General features: G+C 61.5%; 20 protein-coding genes. 10 read left to right on the forward strand and 10 right to left on the reverse strand.

The genetic code is table 11. The features are described from left to right. The first annotated feature begins 100 nt into the window (after positions 1-100). From hydA to ACFJIU_RS05395, 6 genes are read left to right on the forward strand one after another with little or no spacing between them, the layout of a single operon-like run. Positions 101-1552 (forward strand): dihydropyrimidinase, encoded by a 1452-nt coding sequence (hydA, locus tag ACFJIU_RS05370; RefSeq protein WP_379068380.1) that lies wholly within the window; start codon positions 101-103, stop codon positions 1550-1552. Next, positions 1549-1926, forward strand: a complete 378-nt coding sequence (locus tag ACFJIU_RS05375) for a hypothetical protein (protein WP_379068383.1) — start codon at positions 1549-1551, stop codon at positions 1924-1926. Before hydA ends, ACFJIU_RS05375 begins: the two co-directional genes overlap by 4 nt. Continuing rightward, positions 1923-2714 carry an ABC transporter ATP-binding protein gene (locus tag ACFJIU_RS05380; protein ID WP_379068386.1) on the forward strand — a complete coding sequence of 264 codons (792 nt, stop codon included), beginning with the start codon at positions 1923-1925 and terminating at the stop codon, positions 2712-2714. Before ACFJIU_RS05375 ends, ACFJIU_RS05380 begins: the two co-directional genes overlap by 4 nt. A gap of 6 nt (positions 2715-2720) precedes the next feature. Next, positions 2721-3599: an ABC transporter permease gene (locus ACFJIU_RS05385; RefSeq protein WP_379068389.1), complete on the forward strand. Its 879-nt coding sequence runs from the start codon at positions 2721-2723 to the stop codon at positions 3597-3599. Beyond that, positions 3596-4750, forward strand: a complete 1155-nt coding sequence (locus tag ACFJIU_RS05390) for an ABC transporter permease (RefSeq protein WP_379068391.1) — start codon at positions 3596-3598, stop codon at positions 4748-4750. Before ACFJIU_RS05385 ends, ACFJIU_RS05390 begins: the two co-directional genes overlap by 4 nt. Positions 4751-4798: 48 nt before the next feature. After that, positions 4799-5770, forward strand: coding sequence for an ABC transporter substrate-binding protein (locus ACFJIU_RS05395; protein ID WP_379068394.1), 972 nt, complete (start codon positions 4799-4801; stop codon positions 5768-5770). 62 nt (positions 5771-5832) lie between these two features. On the opposite strand, the gene ACFJIU_RS05400 is transcribed toward ACFJIU_RS05395, so the two are convergent. The 3 genes from ACFJIU_RS05400 to ACFJIU_RS05410 form a co-directional block, all read right to left on the reverse strand. Next, the gene (locus tag ACFJIU_RS05400; RefSeq protein WP_379068397.1) at positions 5833-7482 is read right to left on the reverse strand and encodes a thiamine pyrophosphate-binding protein; all 1650 of its coding nucleotides are present in this window, start codon (positions 7480-7482) and stop codon (positions 5833-5835) included. A gap of 8 nt (positions 7483-7490) precedes the next feature. Next, positions 7491-8651 carry a CaiB/BaiF CoA transferase family protein gene (locus ACFJIU_RS05405; protein WP_379068400.1) on the reverse strand — a complete coding sequence of 387 codons (1161 nt, stop codon included), beginning with the start codon at positions 8649-8651 and terminating at the stop codon, positions 7491-7493. A 97-nt stretch (positions 8652-8748) separates the two neighbouring features. Next, complete coding sequence (locus tag ACFJIU_RS05410) at positions 8749-9684, reverse strand: alpha/beta fold hydrolase (RefSeq protein WP_379068403.1); 936 nt, start codon at positions 9682-9684, stop codon at positions 8749-8751. Between the two features lie 188 nt (positions 9685-9872). Here ACFJIU_RS05410 and ACFJIU_RS05415 point away from each other — a divergent pair, with 188 nt between their 5' ends. Next, positions 9873-10883 (forward strand): ribonuclease, encoded by a 1011-nt coding sequence (locus ACFJIU_RS05415; protein WP_379068406.1) that lies wholly within the window; start codon positions 9873-9875, stop codon positions 10881-10883. A gap of 46 nt (positions 10884-10929) precedes the next feature. Here the strand turns inward: ACFJIU_RS05415 and ACFJIU_RS05420 are convergent, their stop codons facing one another. Then, positions 10930-11565, reverse strand: a complete 636-nt coding sequence (locus tag ACFJIU_RS05420; RefSeq protein ID WP_379068409.1) for a TetR/AcrR family transcriptional regulator — start codon at positions 11563-11565, stop codon at positions 10930-10932. A 218-nt stretch (positions 11566-11783) separates the two neighbouring features. On the opposite strand from ACFJIU_RS05420, the gene ACFJIU_RS05425 reads away from it, so the two are divergent. Both ACFJIU_RS05425 and ACFJIU_RS05430 read left to right on the forward strand, forming a co-directional pair. Next, a complete protein-coding gene (locus ACFJIU_RS05425; RefSeq protein WP_379068412.1) occupies positions 11784-12416 on the forward strand; it encodes a LysE family translocator in 633 nt (210 codons plus the stop codon). A 193-nt stretch (positions 12417-12609) separates the two neighbouring features. Further along, a complete protein-coding gene (locus ACFJIU_RS05430; RefSeq protein ID WP_379068415.1) occupies positions 12610-13260 on the forward strand; it encodes a glutathione S-transferase family protein in 651 nt (216 codons plus the stop codon). A gap of 18 nt (positions 13261-13278) precedes the next feature. Here the strand turns inward: ACFJIU_RS05430 and ACFJIU_RS05435 are convergent, their stop codons facing one another. Then, positions 13279-13674 carry a rhodanese-like domain-containing protein gene (locus ACFJIU_RS05435; RefSeq protein ID WP_379068418.1) on the reverse strand — a complete coding sequence of 132 codons (396 nt, stop codon included), beginning with the start codon at positions 13672-13674 and terminating at the stop codon, positions 13279-13281. A gap of 84 nt (positions 13675-13758) precedes the next feature. Here ACFJIU_RS05435 and ftrA point away from each other — a divergent pair, with 84 nt between their 5' ends. Next, positions 13759-14736 carry a transcriptional regulator FtrA gene (ftrA, locus tag ACFJIU_RS05440; protein WP_379068421.1) on the forward strand — a complete coding sequence of 326 codons (978 nt, stop codon included), beginning with the start codon at positions 13759-13761 and terminating at the stop codon, positions 14734-14736. A 29-nt stretch (positions 14737-14765) separates the two neighbouring features. Here the strand turns inward: ftrA and ACFJIU_RS05445 are convergent, their stop codons facing one another. From ACFJIU_RS05445 to mgtA, 5 genes are all read right to left on the reverse strand, one after another. Next, entirely contained in the window at positions 14766-15401 is a 636-nt protein-coding gene (locus ACFJIU_RS05445; protein ID WP_379068424.1) for a response regulator transcription factor, read from the reverse strand. Next, on the reverse strand, positions 15398-16444 hold the full coding sequence (locus ACFJIU_RS05450; RefSeq protein WP_379068427.1) for a sensor histidine kinase: 1047 nt from the start codon (positions 16442-16444) through the stop codon (positions 15398-15400). The genes ACFJIU_RS05445 and ACFJIU_RS05450 overlap by 4 nt, the downstream gene beginning before the upstream one ends. 100 nt (positions 16445-16544) lie before the next feature. Then, positions 16545-17261, reverse strand: coding sequence for an MgtC/SapB family protein (locus ACFJIU_RS05455; RefSeq protein WP_379068430.1), 717 nt, complete (start codon positions 17259-17261; stop codon positions 16545-16547). Positions 17262-17333: 72 nt separating this feature from the next. Then, the gene (locus ACFJIU_RS05460; protein WP_379068433.1) at positions 17334-17552 is read right to left on the reverse strand and encodes a hypothetical protein; all 219 of its coding nucleotides are present in this window, start codon (positions 17550-17552) and stop codon (positions 17334-17336) included. A 107-nt stretch (positions 17553-17659) separates the two neighbouring features. Further along, the gene (mgtA, locus tag ACFJIU_RS05465) at positions 17660-20371 is read right to left on the reverse strand and encodes a magnesium-translocating P-type ATPase (protein WP_379068435.1); all 2712 of its coding nucleotides are present in this window, start codon (positions 20369-20371) and stop codon (positions 17660-17662) included. Positions 20372-20563: the final 192 nt, after the last annotated feature.

The following is a 20563-nucleotide window of genomic DNA, read 5'->3' on the forward strand; positions in this document are numbered from 1 at the left end:
TCCGGCCAAGATCGATGCACTTATTGTCCAAAGCCGCCTGATCTGAATCACTTACCGAACGCAGCTCACAAGAAGCGCGAACGAAACGAGGGAACTGAACATGACCAGAGTGATCAGGAACGGCACCGTCGTCACGGCCGATCGGACGTGGAAGGCCGATGTGCTGATCCAGCACGGCAAGATCGTGGCGATCGGCCAGAACCTGCATGGTGACCACGAGTTCGATGCCACCGGATGCTATGTCATGCCGGGCGGCATCGACCCGCACACCCATCTCGAAATGCCGTTCATGGGCACCTATTCGGCCGACGACTTCGAAAGCGGCACGCGTGCCGCCTTGTCTGGCGGCACCACCATGGTGGTCGATTTCTGTCTGCCTGCGCCGCAGCAGTCTCTGCTCGAGGCGCTGCAGATGTGGGACAACAAGACTTCGAAGGCCGCTTGCGATTTCTCGTTCCACATGGCCGTCACGTGGTGGGGCGAGCAGGTCTTCAACGAAATGAAGACTGTCGTCGACAAGGGCATCACCTCGTTCAAGCACTTCATGGCCTACAAGGGCGCGCTGATGGTCGACGACGACGAGATGTATGCGTCGTTCCAGCGTTGCGCCGAACTTGGAGCACTGCCGCTGGTGCATGCCGAAAACGGCGATGTGGTTGCAGCACTTTCGCAAAAACTGCTGGCGGCGGGCAACAACGGGCCGGAGGCGCACGCCTATTCACGTCCGCCGGAGGTCGAAGGCGAGGCCACCAATCGCGCCATCATGATCGCCGACATGGCCGGCGTGCCGCTGTATGTCGTGCACACCTCTTGCGAACAGGCGCATGAAGCGATCCGGCGTGCGCGCCAGAAGGGCATGCGCGTCTATGGCGAGCCGTTGATCCAGCACCTTGTGCTCGACGAAACCGAATATTTCAACAAGGATTGGGACCATGCCGCACGTCGCGTCATGAGCCCGCCCTTCCGCAACAGGCTGCACCAGGATTCGCTGTGGGCCGGCCTGCAGGCAGGCTCGCTGCAGGTGGTGGCGACCGACCATTGTGCCTTCACCAGCAAGCAGAAGCGTTTCGGTGTCGGCGACTTCACCAAGATCCCGAACGGAACCGGTGGTCTCGAAGACCGCATGCCGGTGCTGTGGACGGCGGGCGTGAACACGGGCCGGCTGACCATGAACGAGTTCGTGGCGGTGACGTCCACCAACATCGCCAAGATCCTCAACATGTATCCCAGGAAGGGCGCCATCGTTGAAGGCGCGGATGCAGACATCGTTGTGTGGGATCCGAAACGCAAGAAGACGATCTCATCGAAGAGCCAGCAGTCGGTGATCGACTATAATGTGTTCGAGGGCTACGAGGTGACGGGCCTGCCGCGCTTCGTCTTCTCGCGCGGCGAACTCACCATCCAGGAAGCCGAGGTGAAGACCAGAGCCGGCCACGGCGAATTCGTTGCACGGGAACCCAACGGCGCGGCCAATCGGGCGCTGTCGACCTGGAAGGAGATCACTTCGCCGCGCAAGGTGGAGCGCACCGGCATTCCAGCGACGGGGGTGTGAGCTTGCGGCGGCTTTTCTTCGTGGCTGCAGCCGTGCTCGTGGCGGCGCCGGCTCTCGGAGCCGGCATCGATCTTGCGAAACCCTATGGCAACAAATCGGGCTGCATCAACAGGAATGGGCAGCAGGTCTATGCCGAGGATATGCTGCTGGTCACCAGGACCGATCTGGTGACGGCCGCCAGCGCCTGCACCATCAAGGAAACCAAAGCGAACAGCGATGGCTCCCTGCTTTTGAAGACCGAATGCGAGGCCGAAGGCGAAGAGGGCAAGGCGCCGGCGGATTTCGTTCTCAAACCAAGCCCGAAAAACAAAAAGAAGCTTATCGTGACCGATGATAGCGGCTTCGTCATGGGGGAAGTGTCACAGTGCAAATGACTGCCGTAAAGCCAGCCGTCGTCGCGGCAAGCAAACTCGGCCTTACCTTCCAGACCAACGATGGACCGGTCCAGGCGCTTTCCAATGTCGATCTCACCATCGGAAAGGGCGAATTCGTCTCCTTCATCGGACCTTCTGGTTGCGGCAAGACGACTTTCCTGCGCGTCATCGCCGATCTGGAAAAACCGACCTCCGGCTCGATCACCGTCAATGGCATGACCCCTGAACAGGCCCGCGAAAAGCGGGCCTATGGTTATGTGTTCCAGGCGGCCGCGCTGTTTCCGTGGCGAACCATCGAACGCAACGTCGCCTTGCCGCTGGAAGTCATCGGCCTGCCCAAGGCTGAGCAAGCCGAACGCATCAAGCGCACGATGGAACTGGTCAATCTGGCCGGGTTCGAGAAGAAGTATCCCTGGCAATTGTCGGGCGGCATGCAGCAACGCGCCTCGATCGCGCGCGCGCTCGCTTTCGACGCCGATCTGCTCCTGATGGACGAGCCGTTCGGCGCGCTGGACGAGATCGTGCGCGATCATCTCAACGAGCAATTGCTGCAGTTGTGGGCTGCCACCAACAAGACCATCTGCTTCGTCACCCATTCCATCCCGGAGGCAGTCTATCTCTCGACCCGCATCGTGGTGATGTCACCGCGCCCTGGCCGCGTCACCGATGTGATCGAGTCGACGCTGCCCCGCGAGCGCCCATTGGACATTCGCGAGACGCCGGAGTTCCTGGCCATTGCAGCGCGGGTCCGCGACGGGCTGCGCGCCGGTCATTCCTACGAGGACTGACCGGGCATGGATACATTTCGCTCCAAGATCATCCCGGTCAGCACGATCCTGCTGATCATTGTCGCCATCTGGTATGCCGGTGCGGTGTGGATGAACGCGCCGTTCCAACGTGACATGGACAGCCGCAACAATGTCGCGCCGGGCACGATGGAATTCATCGGCAAGACGCTGTCGCAACCCAAGCCGACGCTGCCGGCGCCGCATCAGGTGGCGCAGAATTTCTTCGAGAACACGTTTGCGCGGAAGATCACCAGCAACCGCAGCCTCGTCTACCATGCCTGGGTGACGCTCTCCTCGACGCTGCTCGGTTTCGCCTTCGGCACGGCACTTGGGATCGCGATCGCCGTCGGCATCGTGCATGTTACGACGCTCGACCGCAGCCTGATGCCGTGGATCATTGCCTCGCAGACCATCCCGATCCTGGCGATCGCGCCGATGGTGATCGTGGTTCTGGCGGCCGTCGGCATCACCGGCCTGATCCCGAAGGCGCTGATCTCGACCTATCTTTCGTTCTTCCCGGTCGCCGTCGGCATGGTGAAGGGCCTGCGTTCGCCCGAACTCATGCATCTCGACCTCATGCACACCTACAATGCCAGCCGTTCGCAGACCTTCTGGAAGCTGCGCGTGCCGGCCTCCGTGCCATTCCTGTTCGCCTCGATGAAGGTGGCTGTGGCGGCGAGCCTCGTCGGCGCCATCGTCGGCGAATTGCCGACAGGGGCGGTTGCGGGCATAGGCGCCAAGCTGCTCGCCGGCGCCTATTACAGCCAGACCATCGACATCTGGTCGGCGCTGGTGGCAGGCTCCGTGGTGGCCGCGCTTCTGGTCGCTCTGGTGGGGCTGGCCGGGCGTCTGGTCGATCGCGCCATGGGCGGGAGGCCGGCATGAGCGCGTTGAAACCATCCTGGCAAGCCATGCTCGCGGTTGCGCTGTGCCTCGTGGCGTTGGCACTCGGCGCCATGAGTGCGCCGGAAGTGGCTGCCAATGCGCAGCCGACAGCGACGATCGGTTATCCCTACATGGGCACCAAAGGCCCGATGTATGGCATCGTCGTTCTCGCTGGGGTGCTGTCCATGCTTGCGTTTGCCCCGGCGCTGCAGGCATTGATCCTGTTCGCAGGCTCGACGGTCGCCGCCCTCATGCTGCTGCACGGCATAACCGGTTTCGAAGGTACGGCGCGCGCGCCGTACTACCTTTTGCTCGCCGCCACCTGGTTGCTTGGCTGGCGTTGCGTGGCAGTGCTGTCATCAATCAAGTCGTCGCAACGCTGGTTGTCGACGGCATTGAAGCTCGCCGTTCCAGCCCTGTTCGGCATCTGGATCCTGATCCTGTGGGAAGCAATCACGCGCGGCGCCGGCATTCCGTTCATCCTGCTGCCGCCGCCAAGTGCAGTCGGTGCGCGCATCGTCAATTCGTTGCCGGTCTTATGGGCTGACGTGAACCAGACGATCTTCCGCTCCGTGCTGATCGGCTATGCACTGGGCTGCGCCAGCGGCTTCATCGCGGCCATTCTCGCCGACCGCTTCGTTTTCCTGCGGCGCGGGCTGATCCCGATCGGCAACATGGTCTCCGCGCTGCCGATCATCGGCGTGGCGCCGATCATGGTGATGTGGTTCGGTTTCGACTGGCACTCGAAGGCGGCCGTGGTCGTCATCATGACCTTCTTTCCGATGCTGGTGAACACGGTAGCCGGGCTTGCGGCCTCTGGGCACATGGAGCGCGACCTGATGCGCACCTATGCCTCGAATTACTGGCAGACACTTTGCAAGCTCAGGCTGCCGGCGGCAGCGCCTTTCATCTTCAATGCGCTGAAGATCAACTCCACGCTGGCGCTGATTGGTGCCATCGTCGCCGAGTTCTTCGGTACGCCGGTGGTCGGCATGGGTTTCAGGATATCGACCGAGGTCGGCAGAATGAATGTCGACATGGTCTGGGCCGAAATCGCAGTTGCAGCGCTCGCGGGTTCGGTTTTCTATGGCGTGGTCGCGCTCATCGAACGAGCAGCCACGTTCTGGCATCCGTCTGTCCGGGGAGGTTAGGCGGAGAAGAATAAGAAGGGTTTGGGTTCAACTTCAGAGGGTAAGAACATGAAAAGAACGATTATTTCGATGCTGGCGGCCGGCATGTCGCTGATCGCCTTCCAGGCGATGGCCGAAGACAAGGTGACGCTGCAGCTCAAATGGGTCACGCAGGCGCAGTTCGCTGGCTACTATGTCGCCAAGGACAAGGGCTTCTACAAGGAAGAAGGGCTCGATGTCGAAATCAAGCCGGGCGGCCCGGATATCGCGCCGGAGCAGGTGATCGCCGGCGGTGGCGCCGACGTCATCGTCGACTGGATGGGCGGCGCGCTGGCTGCCCGCGAGAAAGGCGTCGGGCTGGTCAACATCGCGCAGCCCTTCAAGAAGGCCGGCATGGAACTGGTCTGCCCGAAGAACGGGCCGATCAAGACCGAAGCCGATTTCAAGGGACGCACGCTGGGTGTCTGGTTCTTCGGCAACGAATATCCGTTCTATGCCTGGATGAACAAGATCGGCCTGAAGACGGAAGGCGGCCCGGACGGCGTGACGGTGCTGAAGCAGAGCTTCGACGTGCAGCCGTTGATCCAGAAGCAGGCCGACTGCATCTCGGTCATGACCTACAACGAATACGGACAGGTTCTCGACGCCGGCTACAAGCCGGAGGACCTCATCGTCTTCAACTATACCGCGATGGGCAACGACCTGCTTGAAGACGGGCTCTATGCGCTCGAGGACAAGCTGAAGGATGCTGCCTTCGAGGACAAGATGGTGCGTTTCGTGCGCGCTTCGATGAAGGGCTGGAAATACGCGACGGAAAACACCGACGAAGCCGCCGACATCGTCGTGGAAAATGGCGGTCAGGACGAAAACCACCAGAAGTTCATGATGAAGGAAGTGGCCAAGCTCATCGACAATGCCGATGGCAAGCTGATCCCGGAAGCTTACGAGCGCACCGCAAAGGCGCTGCTCGACCAGAAGATCATCGCCAAGCAGCCTGAGGGCGCCTACACAACCTCGATCACCGACAAGGCGATAAAATAGCACGCTGTATTGTGAGAAGTTCGAAAGGGGCGGGAAACGCCCCTTTCATTTTTCGAGAAGGCTTAGCGCTGTTCGCGGATGTCGGTCAGCGTCCTGGCTGGCGTGATAGCTTCGGGGTCGAGCTTCACCTCGATGATGGACGGCTTGCCGCTGGCGCGTGCGCGTTCGAATGCAGAGGCAAATTCCTCCGTTTTCACCACCGTCTCGCCATGGCCGCCATAAGCGCGGGCGAGTGCTGCGAAATCCGGATTCCTGAGATCGGTGCCTTCGACGCGGCCGGGATATTCGCGTTCCTGATGCATGCGGATGGTGCCGTAGATGCCATTGTTCACCACCACCGTGATGATCGGCAGGTCGTACTGCACGGCGGTGGCGAATTCCTGCCCATGCATCATGAAGCAGCCGTCACCCGCGAAGCAGATGACTTCCCGTTCCGGAAACACGCTCTTGGCTGAGACCGCTGCCGGCAGGCCGTAACCCATCGAACCGGAGGTGGGGGCGGCCTGTGTGCCGAAACGGCGGAAACGATGGAAACGATGCACCCAGGTGGCGTAATTGCCCGCGCCATTGGTCAGGATGGCGTCCTCGGGAAGCACGCTTTCGAGATAGTCCATGATCGGGCCCATGTGCACGGCACCCGGGCCTGTCTTCGGTGTCGTCGACCATGCGAGGTAGGCGTCGTGCAGCTTGGCAGTCTCCGCCGCCCATGCAGGTGCGGCCTTGGGCCGGCGCCTGGCGAACGCTTCGACGAAAGCCGCCGGCGACGCATTGATGGCCAGTGTCGGGCGATAGACACGGCCGAGCTCGTTGGCGTCTGCATGCACATGCACCAGCGCCTGATCGGGGTAGGGGCTTTTCAGGATGGTGTAATCCGAGGAGGGCATTTCGCCCATGCGACCGCCGATCAGCAGCACGACGTCGGCTTCCTTGATCGCGTTGCCGAGCTTGGGATTGATGCCGATGCCGACATCGCCTGCATAGCTTGGGTGAAGGTGGTCGAACAGCATCTGGCGGCGAAACGAGCAACCGACCGGTAGCGCCCAGTTTTCGGCGATGGTCTTCATGTCGGCAACGGCGTCCGGGCTCCAGCGGGTGCCGCCGAGAATGACGAAGGGGCGCTTGGCGGTGCCGAGCAACATTTCAAGCGCGTCCAGTTCAGCCGCGCCCGGATAGGTTTGGACAGGCGTGAACGGCAGGGCTTTCGGCGCTTCGACCTCGCTGACCAGCATGTCTTCCGGCAGGGAGATGACGACCGGGCCGGGCCGCCCTGAAGTCGCGACGGCAAAGGCTCGCGTGACCAGTTCGGGGATGCGTTCGGCGCGGTCGATCTCGACGACCCATTTGGCGATGTCGCCGAAGAAGCGTTTGTAATTCACCTCCTGGAAGGCTTCGCGCTCCCGCGCATGCCCGGCGATCTGGCCGATGAACAGGATCATCGGAATGGAATCTTGCATGGCGATGTGCACGCCGGCCGACGCGTTGGTGGCGCCGGGCCCGCGTGTGACGAAGCAGATGCCGGGCTTGCCGGTCAGTCTGCCCTGGCAGTCTGCCATCATCGCTGCGCCACCTTCCTGGCGGCAGACGATGGTGCGGATCGGGGAGTCATAAAGCGCGTCGAGCACGGCGAGGTAGCTCTCGCCAGGAACGCAGAAAATGCGGTCGACGCCGTTGGCTTCCAGCGCCTCGACGATCAGCTTACCACCGGTCTTCATCGGTCCAGTCACTCCAGTTCGGCAAGGATTTCAGCGGTGTGTTCGCCCAGGCGTGGCGAGGGGCGATCATAGACGAGCGGCGTGACCGGCATCACCATCGGTGCGCGTACGGATGGCAGGCTGTTGCCGTGGCCATCGTCAAGGTCCAGCCGCATGCCGCGGGCGATCGCCTGCGGATCCTCGAACATCTGGCCGATGTCGTTGATCGGACTTGCCGGCACGCCGGTGGCTTCCAGCTTGGCCAGCAGGTCGTCGCGCGTGAACCTGGCGAGTGCGGCCAGCATGTATTCGCGCAGCCTGACGCGGTTGGCCACGCGCGCGGCGTTTGTGGCGAAATCGGCATCGCCGGGCAGGCCATCCAGTCCGGCCACGGCGCAGAACTTCGCAAACTGGCTGTCGTTGCCGACCGCAAGGATGAAGTGGCCATCTGAAACCGGCAGCACCTCATAGGGCGCGATGTTGGGATGGGCATTGCCCATGCGCTGGGGTGGCGTGCCGGACACCAGGAAATTGAGGTTCTGGTTGGCGAGCACCGAGATCTGCGAATCGAACAGCGCCATGTCGACATGCTGGCCTTGGCCGGTCGCTTCAGCGTGACGCAATGCGGCCTGGATAGCGATGACCGAATAGAGCCCGGTGAATATGTCGGTGACGGCGACGCCGACTTTCTGCGGCTCGCCGTCGGGGGCGCCGGTGATGGACATCAGACCGGACATGCCTTGGACGATGAAGTCGTATCCGGCGCGTGGAGCATATGGCCCCGATTGGCCGAAGCCGGTGATCGAGCAATAGACCAGCCTGGGGTTGATCGCCTTCAGGCTCTCATAGTCGAGACCGTATTTCTTCAGGCCGCCCAGCTTGAAGTTCTCGATCAGCACATCGGCCTTGGCGACCAGCTTGCGCACCGTCTCGGCTCCCTCCGGCGTCGAGAAGTCGACGGCGATGGAGCGTTTGCCGCGGTTGCAGGCATGATAGTAGGCAGCGGAAAGGTTCTCGCCATTCTTGCCTTTGACGAAGGGCGGACCCCATTTTCGAGTGTCGTCACCCTCGGGACTCTCCACCTTGATGACATCTGCACCGAGATCGGCCAGCATCTGTCCCGCCCAGGGGCCGGCGAGGATGCGGGCGAGTTCGATGACACGCACGCCGTTCAGGGGAGAATTGGCCATGAAACACCGCAGGTTTGTTTGGTCGCGCTGGCTCTAGCAATACGTGCGCTTCGTGTCACGGTTCTTGCGATGGACCAGCGCAGCAATTGACAGGAACTCAGTGCGAAACCGTGACCTTGTCCGCCCAGGTGACGAAGTCTTCCATGATGATGTTTCGATTCACCTCGTTCAGGCTTTCATGCCGCGTTTCGGCGTAAACCTTTGAAACGAGATTCGAAAAGCCCATCCCGCGCATTCGGCCGGCGAGTTGTTCGACTGCCTTGCCTCCGCCGGTTGCCGGGTCCTTTTCACCTCCGGCGAGATTGACGGGCAGGCTCCTGGCTATGCCTGCAAAGCGGCTGTCGTCGGCGCCGTTGAAGATGAAGCCGAACAGGTCGCGCCACAGCGATACCGAGGCGTCCCAGCCACACAAAGGATCGGCAACATATTTGTCGACTTCGGCCGGGTCGCGCGAAAGCCAGTCGAACAATGTGCGATGTTCTGGCACGGCCTTACCCCAGGCCTGGAAGGTGAGCCGAGGCAACAAGCGCGATGGCACGTCGGAACCCAGCCGGAACCTTTCCCAGGCCAGGATGGCGAGCGCTGCGCGGCCGCTGATACCGGCGGTGAAATTGGCGTTCCAGATCGCGGCGCCTTGTATGCGCGTCGAATGCTTCTGGACGAAGTTGAGTGCGACCAGCCCGCCCATCGAATGACCAAAAGCGATGACCGGGAGCCCCACATGTTCCGCTGCGATGTGATCGTGAACGGCAAGCACATCGGCAACGACCTTGTCGCCGCCGTTCGGATCGCCGAACTTGCCGAGTGGAGCATCGGGGGTGGTGGTGTAACCGTGGCCACGATGGTCGTGCGCATAGGTGTGATAGCCGCGGGCAGCGAGGAAATCGGCGAAGCCAGCATAACGTGCGGCGTGTTCGGCGAGACCGTGGCTGATCTGCACAACACCCCGTGCCTTGCCTTCAGCACTGCGCGCATAAAGGTTGAGCGATGCGCCGGTGGGTGAAGCAAGGGCGCGCTGGTCGCTGAACGGCATCGTCTTCTCCTCCCCTCGGCGCGGTTGAATCCGCGCTCATGACGTCGTCAGCCTTTTGTTTGCGCCCGCAGCCGTTTAGCGTCAATCAGCCATCATGATACCGCTGGGGAAAGAGCGGCAGCACATGCATCGCAATTCTGACATGTCGGTCGGGCAGATGCGCAATACTTAACGAGAGGGATTTGTGCATGCGGACTTGGCCTGGTCTTGGAGCGATGCTCGGCGTTGTCGTCATGATGGGGGTGGCTCAGGCGGAAACGAAACTCGACGGCACCTTCGTGGCGGACGCAGCCTGTCCGGCGACCCAGTCGATCAAGAATGGCAATAACCCCGGCAACGTCGGCACCGAAGCCGGGCAGAGCTATGACCTCATCGCTGGAAACAAGAACGAGCCGACGCACTATATGATCCGCGTGCCTGGGGCTGATCCGGAGCGGCGCTGGGTCAAGGTGAGTTGTGGTCACCTTGCGGGTGCCACTGGCGCGCCAACTGCTCCCGCAGCTCCCGTGGAGCCGGTCGCACCGCAGAAGAAGGCGGCTGCCGGCAAGCCTGAATACGTCTTCGCGATCTCCTGGCAGCCGGCCTTCTGCGAGACCAAATCGAGGAAGACGGAATGCCGTACCATGACGGATGCGAGCTTCGCGGCGACGAACTTCACCCTTCATGGCCTGTGGCCGCAGCCGAACGGCAATTTCTACTGCGGGGTAAGTTCGGCTGATCGTGCCAGTGACAAAGGCAACTGGCGGGACCTGCCGGCAGTCAATCTCGACAAAGCGACACGCGCCGAACTCGACAAGGTGATGCCGGGGACCGCTTCGCAGCTGGACCGGCATGAATGGATCAAGCACGGCAGCTGCTATGGCAAGGACCAACAGGCCTATTTTGCCGACGCACTGGCGCTGATGCGGCAGGTCAATGCGTCACCGGTGCGCGCGTTGTTCGAGAAGAATATCGGCGAAGAGCTGACGGCCAACCAGATCCGCGATGCCTTCGACAGCGCTTTCGGCAAAGGCACCGGTGATCGTGTGCGCGTGGCCTGCTCTGATGATCGGGGCCGGCGCATGATCGGCGAACTGACGCTGGGCCTTGCAGGGCCGATCGGGCCGAACAGCTCGTTGAAGGATCTGATGTTGGCTTCGGCACCGACCGACAATGCCGGTTGCCCGCGCGGCGAAGTGGATCGGGTGGGATTGCAGTAGGTCATCCAAGCCTGCCTCCGTTGCAGGCCGGAGGCATGCCGCCAGTTCAAGCCACCATCGGCAGCAGGCGGCGGACTTCGACGAGCAGGTCCGGGATAGCCTGTTCGTCATTTGACAGATGTTTCAGGAGATATTTCTGGAACAGTCCGTCGAAAACGGCATAAAGCGCGGCAGGCGAAACCACCGGCTCCTTGCCGCCGAGTTCGGCATAACGCGAGGCGACCCGCCACACCATGTCTTCGAGGCTCTGGTCGATCTCGGTGACGTCCTCACGGAAGACGTCCTCGAACAGCGCTTGCGCGCGCAGGTCGTACCATAGCCGGTGCATGCCGGATTCTTCCCGCAGCGTCTCCGCCAGCTTGAGCAGGAAACCTTCGAGCAGGGCTTCGCGTGTCTTGGCGGTGGCCGTGACCTGATCGTAGCGGGTGACGCATTTGGCCTTGTAGTGGCGAACGCAGCAACTGATCAGATCGACCTTGTCGGTGAAGTAATAGTGCAGTACGCCGTGCGTGAAGTCAGACTTCTGAGCGATCTCGCGCAGGCTGGTGCGTGCATAGCCAAGTTCAGCCAGAGTCTCGAGCGCTGCCTCGGCCAGTTCCACGCGTCTGGCCGTGAACTTGTCGATGCGCAGGCGTTCGGCACCGCGTGGTGTCCGCACCTTTTCCATCACCTGGTCAGCCATGGCTGCTTTCCTAGCTCCGACCGCTGAAAAATACCAGCGGGCATCGCTGAAATAAGTTTGCCTCTGCGTCAATAGTCTTTCCCGATATCGTAGACCGTAACACGCTGGGAACGCACAAAAGCTTCCGCGACTTTGCCTGGCGACCATCAAAACCATTTGCCAGGCCGAGGTGACTTGCTAAAGAAGAATTCCGGCTCACGTCCAAAAAGGAACTGATCATGCCGGATTTCTCGATTCTCATTCTGTTTGCGGGCGCGGCGCTTGTGCTGACTGCGACGCCTGGCCCTGACATGCTGCTGATTGCCTCCCGAAGTATCAGCCAGGGGCGCTCGGCTGGCTTTCTCACCTATGCCGGAATTGCAGCTGGTACTTATTGTCATGCGTTGGCGGCGGGCCTTGGGCTGTCGCAGCTGTTCGTGGCCGTGCCTGTCGCCTATGAAATCGTGCGCTGGGCTGGCTGCGCCTATCTTCTGTATCTGGCCTACAAGACATTGCGCAGCGAGGGGTCTGCCTTTGCGCCTTCCACTGCGCTCCGGAAAATTTCCGACAGGCGGATATTCACGGAAGGGCTGCTTACCAATCTGCTCAATCCGAAAGTGGCATTGTTTGTGCTGGCGCTGTTTCCGCAATTCGTGAATCCGGCTCACGGTTCGCTGCTTTTGCAGATGGTGGTGCTGGCCACGGTGCTGAACGGCATAGGTTTTTTCGTGAATGGCGCCGTGGTGATGCTCGGCAGCAGGATTCAGCGCTCCCTTTTCGGCTTTCGCAGATTTCCCAAGCTTCCCCAATATCTCCTGGCGACGGTCTTTACCGGACTGGCGGCTCGTCTGGCGCTGGGAACGCGGAACTAGCAGGTTGTCTTCAACCTGCGGCGGACCTTGGAGGAGCGCCAGGTCTGTGCGTCTTGACCCGGTGATGAAGGCCAGACGCAAAGTCGGCCTTCATCGAAACGCATCATAACAAAACCGGAGCGAGCTGTCGGAAGCAGGGCTGTTGGTTCGTCCTTGGGACGAACCACGAACAACCGCCGCGAGAAGAGCTCCAATGATTCCAACCATTACGGCGTTCGCCATGTCACCTGATGAGGGGCAGGGGCACGCACGCGACATGCGCTTGCGCTGGGCCTTCGAAGAAGTGGGGCAGCCTTATGACGTTCGGCTCGTTTCTTTCAAGCAGATGAAGCAGCCGGCACATCTGGCACTCCAGCCTTTCGGGCAAATCCCGACCTATGAAGAGGGTGATCTTACCCTGTTCGAGAGCGGGTCTATCATCCTTCACCTTGCGCAGCGTCGTTCTGGTCTGTTGCCGAACGAGCCCAATGCCTGGGCCCGCGCGATCACATGGATGTTTGCGGCACTCAACACGATGGAACCGCCGATCGTCGAGTTCGAACAAGCACCCTATATGGCGGGCGACAAGCCCTGGCTCGGCGAACTTCTGCCCATGCTTGAAGACCGTGTCAGAATACGGCTCGGCGAGCTATCGAGACGGCTTGGTGACGCCGACTGGCTGGATGGAGAATTCAGCGCAGGCGATCTGATCATGGTGACGGTGCTGCGCAGGCTTGATGGAACAGGTCTGGTGGAGGAACATCCGAACCTTGCCGGCTATGTCGCCCGCAGCAAAGCCCGTCCGGCCTACAAGCGTGCTTTCGAGGCTCAACTGGCGGTTTTTGTCGCTGCGTCGAGCGCCTGATGAAGGCGTCACGGGCGATCATTCTACCGTCGTTACTTCGAAACCTTCGTCCAGCCATCCGACAAGTCCGCCAGTCATGATCTTGACCGGCCTGTCGAGATCCGCGAGGCGAAGCGCACCGCGAGCGGCGCCATTGCAATGCGGACCAGCGCAATAGGTGACGAAGATGGTGTCTTCGCTCCATTGCTGCATCTTGGAAGCGATGATCTTGCGATGTGGCAGGTTGATCGCGCCCGGCACATGGCCTTTGGCGTAGAGGGCAGGGCTGCGGACATCGAGCAGCACGAAATCCGCGCCCTGGCTCATTGCCTCGTGAACATCCCAGCAATCGGTTTCGAACTCGAACTCGCTGGCAAAGTGTTCCCTGGCACGGTCGCTGGCGGCAGGCCTGGTTGCTGTCACGGCGGTGGGCATGGCGATCTCCTGTTGCGATGGCTGTTTATCCCGTGCCAGGAGATCACCTTGCAATTGGCGTGAATGACAATATACGTAAAGATCATGCCAAAGGCCTCCCTTACTTCGGGCCCACTCGTCGTTGCGCTGCTCTACGATGGCCTGTGCACATTCGAGTTCGGGATCATCGCGGAGATTTTCGGCCTCGCACGGCCGGAGATGGGGCCTGGATGGTATCGCTTCGCCAGTTGCCCGGTCGACGACGGGCCATTGCGTGCTCATGGCGGTTTCACCCTGGTGGCCGATGCTGCACCAGACTTGATCGAGCAGGCCGACATCATCGTCGTGCCTGGCTGGAGAGGCGCCGAGGCTCCGGTTCCCGAGCAACTTTGCCGAAGACTTCGCGACGCACATGCCCGCGGTGCGCGTCTGGCTTCGATCTGTTCAGGAGCCTTTGTGCTGGCAGCGACCGGTCTCCTCGATGGCGGTACGGCAACCACGCATTGGCGTTATGCGGGTGAGCTTCGCCGCCGCTATCCGGAAATCGAAGTCGATGACACCTCGCTTTATCGCGATCACGGCCGCATCTTCACCTCCGCGGGCAGTGCCGCAGGCATCGACCTCATGATCGAGATCGTGCGGCGGGATTTCGGTGCGGCTGCTGCGAACTCGGTCGCGCGGCGGCTGGTGATGCCGGCACACCGCGCCGGTGGGCAGGCGCAATTCCTGGAGCGCCCCGTGCCGCAACGCAAAAGCGCGGAGATCGCACCGCTGCTCGACAGGTTGCGGGCCAGTCTGCAGTTGCGCTGGACGGTCGAGGAGATGGCCTTGGAATGTTCGATGAGCCTGAGGACCTTCCTGCGCCGTTTTACAGAGGCGACCGGAACGTCACCCGGCGAGTGGCTGACGGAAGAACGCGTCGCCTGGGCCAAGCAGCTTCTCTGTCAGCAGCGCCTGAACATGGATGCCATCGCGGAAACCGTCGGCTTTGGCAGCGCCCATACGCTGCGGCATCATTTTCGCAGGCAGATGGGCATAAGCCCGACCGAGTATCGCGCGCGTTTCATCGCCGAGCCAGCGTGACGCACCAGGCCTTCCAGCCGGCGGTGTCGTCAGGTTGCGTGGATACGGTCGAACATCCGCACCAGATCGGCGAGCGTCCGTGTCCCCATTTTCCGCATCAGGTGGCTGCGACGCACCTTGACGGTGATTTCGCTGACTTTCAGTTCCGCTGCGATCTGTTTGTTGAGCAGTCCCTGGACGACCAGCCGGGCCACATCCTGTTCTCCCGGAGACAGGGTTTTCCAGCGCTGCTGCAGTTCGGCTTCGGTCACATCCTTGAGACGCCTGATCTTGTCGATCTCGATGCCGCGCTGAATGGCATCCAGCAGATCCTGGTCACGAAACGGCTTGGTCAGGAACTCGATCGCGCCATCCTTCATCGCCCTGACGCCCATGGCAATGTCGCCATGGCCTGTGATCATGATTGTCGGCAAATGCAGGCCCAGGCCGGTCATATGGGAGAGAAAATCCATGCCGCTCTGACCCGGCATGCGGACGTCGAGCACCAGGCAACTCGGTGCCTCAGCCAGATCGGTGTTCAAGAAGTCCTGCACGGAGCCGAAGGACCGGGCGCGAAGCGCGACGGAGGCAAGCAAATCCTCAAGCGATTCACGGACCGAGCGGTCGTCATCGAGGATGTAGACGATCGGTTCCTCATCAAGATGTCCGGACGTATGGCCATTCATTGCTTCGGACCTCCGGCAACCGGCAGGCTGAACAAAAGCACGGCGCCACCTCCTTCATTCGGTTCTGCCCAGATGCGACCGCCATTGGCTTCGATGATCGAGCGGCTGATGGTCAGCCCCAGTCCGATGCCATCCTTCTTCGTTGTCCAGAAGGCGTCGAAGAGATGTTCCGCTTCGCCGGCGCGCAGCCCGATGCCGGTATCGGCCACCGAGAAACGGATCCTGTCGTGGCTGTCGCTTTCGGTGGTGATCTCCAGCTCCCCGGTCTGGCTTGAAGAGGCCGCAATTGCCTCGACGGCATTGAGCACCAGATTCCCGACCACTTGCCCGATCTGGACGCGGTCGGCCAGCACCATCGGCAGGTTCTCCGGAAGGTAGAGCCTGAGCGCGATGTCGTGGCGGTCGATCTGGTCATGCGCGAGGCCGACAATCTCGCGGACAAGCCCATTGAGGTCGAAGGGGGTTTTCTCCGACGCTTTGTTGCTTGCCAGCCCACGCACGCGCGTGATTACCGCGCTCGCTCGGTTTGCCTCCTCGACAATCCTGTCCACGGTTCGGCGGGCGCTTTCGATGTTGGGTGGATCCTGAGCCAGCCAGCGCTTGCAAGCGCCGGCGCTTGTGACGACCGCCGCCAGCGGCTGGTTGACCTCATGGGCAATGGAGGCGGTCAATTCGCCAAGGCTGGTGACGCGTGCCATGCGCAGCAATCGTTCGCGGCTCTCATGGGCGGCTGCTTCGGCGTTCACGAGCTTCAGCGACAGATATGTGGTCACGCCGATGGCCACGATGCTGATGGCGGTGTTGACGACGCCCACCTCATAGGCACCGGAATGGGTGAGGGCGACACTCAACAGCGTCAGCGCGATACAGACGCAGGCCAGCACAACGACACTGCGCGCAGGCAGAACGCGGGTCGCAAAAAGGATGACGGCCGTGTAGAAAACCGCGGCTGCGATCGCATAGTCGGTCACGGTGTCCGCGACGAAGATGGCCGCGATCGCCACCAGAAGCGCTGCCGCGACGAGCAACTGGTTGCGCCGCATCTGGGTCCCCCGTCTATTTTCCATCGCTGCGATAGTCCGTCAAAACCCGCATTATGCAAGCCGTGCCAGAGCAAATAGCGGAGCACAGAAGGCGAGGCCCTCAGTCCTTGGTGCTGCCGTCCCAGCTTGCGTTGGAGACGCCGGCCTGTTTGGCGAGATAGGAGGTCACCTCCTCGATCTCATGCGGATTGACGGCCGTGGAGACAAGAGTGGCCACGATCTCGACCGTATCGTCACCACGATCGACAATTTCGACGTCGCTGACCGGATAGTTCGCCTGTTCCAGGCGTTCGACCAGGAGGTCACGCATGTCCGGCATGGCGTCGCGGCTGGAGAGGATGCTGACTTCGTAGGTCGCCTCTGTGGCTCGGTCATCGATGGGGATGCGGTTGATCATGTTTACGAGCGGCCTCAGCAGCGTGTTGCCAGCAAGCACGAAAACGGTGAGCAGGGCCGCTTCTGCGATCATGTCGGTCCCGGCGCAGGCGCCAACCGCGGCCGAGCACCACAACGTTGCAGCCGTGTTGAGGCCGCGCACATTCATGCCTTCCTTCATGATCACGCCGGCGCCGAGAAAGCCGATGCCCGAAACGACATAGGAAATGACGCGCACGGCTTCCGTCGTGCCGGCGATCCGCTGGGCGAGGTCGACGAAGGCCGCAGCGCCAACCGCGACGAGAACATTGGTGCGCAAACCCGCCGTCCGCTGGCGATACTGGCGTTCCGCGCCGATCAGCGTTCCAAGCACGAAGGCCGCGGCAAGTGCCACGACGGTGTCCAGGAAAGGATAGAAGTCAAACGTCTGCAGGAATTTCATGGCGTTGTCTCAATTGTCCTCGCGCGCATACAGGGCCCTGTTTGCACGCAGATGACGGTGATCCATCGATGATCAGCGTTGCCGCCGCAACATGCGAATGGCAAGACCATGAAGATGCATCGCGTTGCGCATCAGATACACAGATTGTGCGCGTGTGAGCAGGCCGCCGCGTGCAAGGCGCACAGTGATCACAAAGAGCGCGGCACCGGTTGCCGCGAATGCCCAGCACAGATGGCGGTTGGCAAGTTCGAGGAGCCAGCTCGAGCCGGAGTGCACTTTTCCAGTCCGCATGGGAACCTCCGCGATGCGCCCGCAAACGGGCGGGCGCCTGCAGCAATCGACTTTTCGGTGTGGAGATCAGGTTCGGGCGGACCGGCCGCCCGAACCTTTTGTCAGGATCAGAACCACTGGCCGAAGCGGCGGATGTAGATCGTCTTCATTGTCTGCGCGACAATGCAGTAGCTGAGCAGCGTTCCGGCGAGCCAGGGGAAGTACTCCCATGGCAGCGGCTGCAGCCCGACCATCGCGCCCAGCGGCGAGAACGGAATGTAGATGCCGAGCACGCAGACCAGTCCGGTCATCAGCATCACGGGCAGGGCGGCCGTGCTCTGGATGAACGGGATCTTCTGGGTGCGCAGCATGTGCACCACCAGCGTTTGCGACAGCAGGCCCTCGATGAACCAGCCGGACTGGAACAGCGACTGCAGTTCCGGCTTGTTGGCGCCGAAGACATGCCACATCACGGCGAAAGTGGTGATGTCGAAGATCGAAGAGGTCGGTCCGATCCAGAGCATGAAACGGCCGATGTTCCTTGCGTCCCACTTTCGCGGCTTCTTGAGGAATTCCTTGTCCATCCGGTCCCAGGGCAGCGACAACTGCGAGATGTCGTACATCAGGTTCTGGATGAGCAGATGAATGGCGAGCATCGGCAGGAACGGAATGAAGGCGCTTGCCACCAGTACCGAGAACACGTTGCCGAAGTTCGAACTCGCCGTCATGTTCAGGTACTTCATGATATTGCCGAACGTCTCACGACCTTTGACGACACCTTCCTCCAGCACCATCAGGCTCTTCTCAAGCAGGATGATATCGGCGGATTCCTTGGCGATGTCGGTGCCGCTGTCGACAGAGATGCCGACATCGGCGTCGCGCAGTGCGGGCGCATCGTTGATGCCATCGCCGAGGAAGCCGACGGTGTGCCCATTGGCCTGCAATGCCATCAGCACACGCGACTTCTGCAGCGGCGTCAGCTTGGCGAAAATCGTCCGCTCCTCGACGATGCGGCCGAGAGCCGCGTCATCCAGCGTCTCGATCTCGCGGCCGAGAACCGGCTGGCCGGGCTCGAGACCGACCTCCCGGCAGATCTTGGCGGTGACCACCTCGTTGTCGCCGGTCAGGACCTTCACCGTCACGCCATGCTCGGCGAGCGCCTTGATCGCAGGGCCCGCGGTCTCCTTGGGCGGATCGAGGAACGTGAGGAAGCCCTGGACGACCATGTCGTTCTCGTCGGAAACCTCGTAGCGCGTCTTGCGGGCGGCGTTGGTGATCTCGCGTGTTGCCACGACAAGCACGCGGAAGCCGTCACGGTTGTAGGCGCGGGCCATGTCGACAAGGGCGTTGCGCTCGGCTTCTCCAAGCGGACGAACAGCCTTGCCATCCTTGATCGCGGTCGAGATCGCCAGCATCTCTTCCACGGCACCCTTGCAGATCAGCAGGTGCTGGCCGCTGACGTTTTCGACGACGACGGACAATCTCCGGCGCACGAAATCGAACGGCAATTCATCGATCTTCCGGTTGGTTGAGTTTGTCTGAACGATACCCGGGACATGTTCGGCAAACCGGATGACCGCCTGATCCATCAGGTTCTTGACCCCGCTCTGGTGATGGCTGTTGAGCCAGGCGAGCAGCAGGACGCCCTCGTTGCTCCTGCCGTGCACGTCGACATGGTGCTCCAGGATGATCTTGTCCTGCGTGAGCGTGCCGGTCTTGTCGGTGCACAGCACGTCCATCGCCCCGAAGTTCTGGATGGCGTTCAGGCGTTTCACCACGACCTTGCGTCGCGCCATCGCGACGGCGCCCTTGGCGAGGTTGGAGGAGACGATCATCGGCAGCATTTCGGGTGTCAGGCCCACAGCGACCGCAAGCGCGTAGAGCAGGGCCTCGACCCAGTCGCCCTTCATGATGCCATTGATGAGGAAGACGATCGGCACCATTACCATCATGAAGCGGATGAGAAGCCAGCTCACGCTGTTGATGCCGCGATCAAAGGCAGTTTGCGCACGCGAGCCGGAGATGGCCTTGGCAAGCGAGCCGAAATAGGTCCTCGGCCCGGTGGCGACCACAATGGCGGTTGCCGTACCGCTGACCACATTGGTGCCCATGAAGCAGATGTTGGGCAGGTCGAGGAGATCCATCTGGTCATGCGCGACGGCGCCAGCGGATTTCTGCGCGACAGCGCCCAGGGTATCGTACTTTTCGACAGGCAAGGCCTCGCCGGTCAGCGCTGCCTGACTGATGAAAAGATCGCGCGATTCAATGAGGCGGATATCGGCGGGGACCATGTCGCCGGCAGAAAGCCGGATGATATCGCCCGCCACCACCTGCGCCATCGGCACTTCGATAAGATCAGGTTTGGTGTTCGGGCTGACCTGACGCAGGACGGTGGCGGTGGTGCGAACCATCGCCTTCAAAGCCTCGGCCGCCTTGCCGGAGCGATACTCCTGGACGAAGCGCATGACCGCGCTCGTCACCACCATGAGCAGGATGATGGAGACCTTGGTGGGATCGGCGTCCTCGCCGGCCTGCAGCGGCAGCCAGATATCGGTGAAGGCGCTGATGGCGGCCAGCACCATCAACACCAGGATGAAGGGGTTCTTGAACGCCAGCAGGAACTGGACGATCGCATGAGGACGCTTGTCGTGCGCGACCTCGTTGGGGCCGTCCTTGGCCAGGCGTTCAAAGGCCTCGGCGACGGTCAGTCCGTCGAGCCGCCCCTTGAAGTTGGCGAGCGTGGTATCGACGGCGTTCTGCGCTTCGCGCACCGCCCGCATGGACAGTTTCCTGTCCTCTCTTCGGGCGGCCGGAGGCGCACCCTTCAGCATCATGTTCATGGTCTTGGTCCTTGGTGGTTCCGGGAGATCGGGGCGTGGCACAGCGACCGCACGCAGGGAGAGCGCAGGCAAGCTGGTTGGAGCCAGCGATCACGGTGGCTGTTGAAACTGTTGCGGGAAGTCCGCCGCGGATTACTCGGCGGCGGACTGATTTCGTCGCGTGACGGATATGTATAGCGATGGCGTCATTGG

It is taken from the genome of Mesorhizobium sp. UC74_2, assembly GCF_042701485.1.
Lineage (GTDB): Bacteria > Pseudomonadota > Alphaproteobacteria > Rhizobiales > Rhizobiaceae > Mesorhizobium.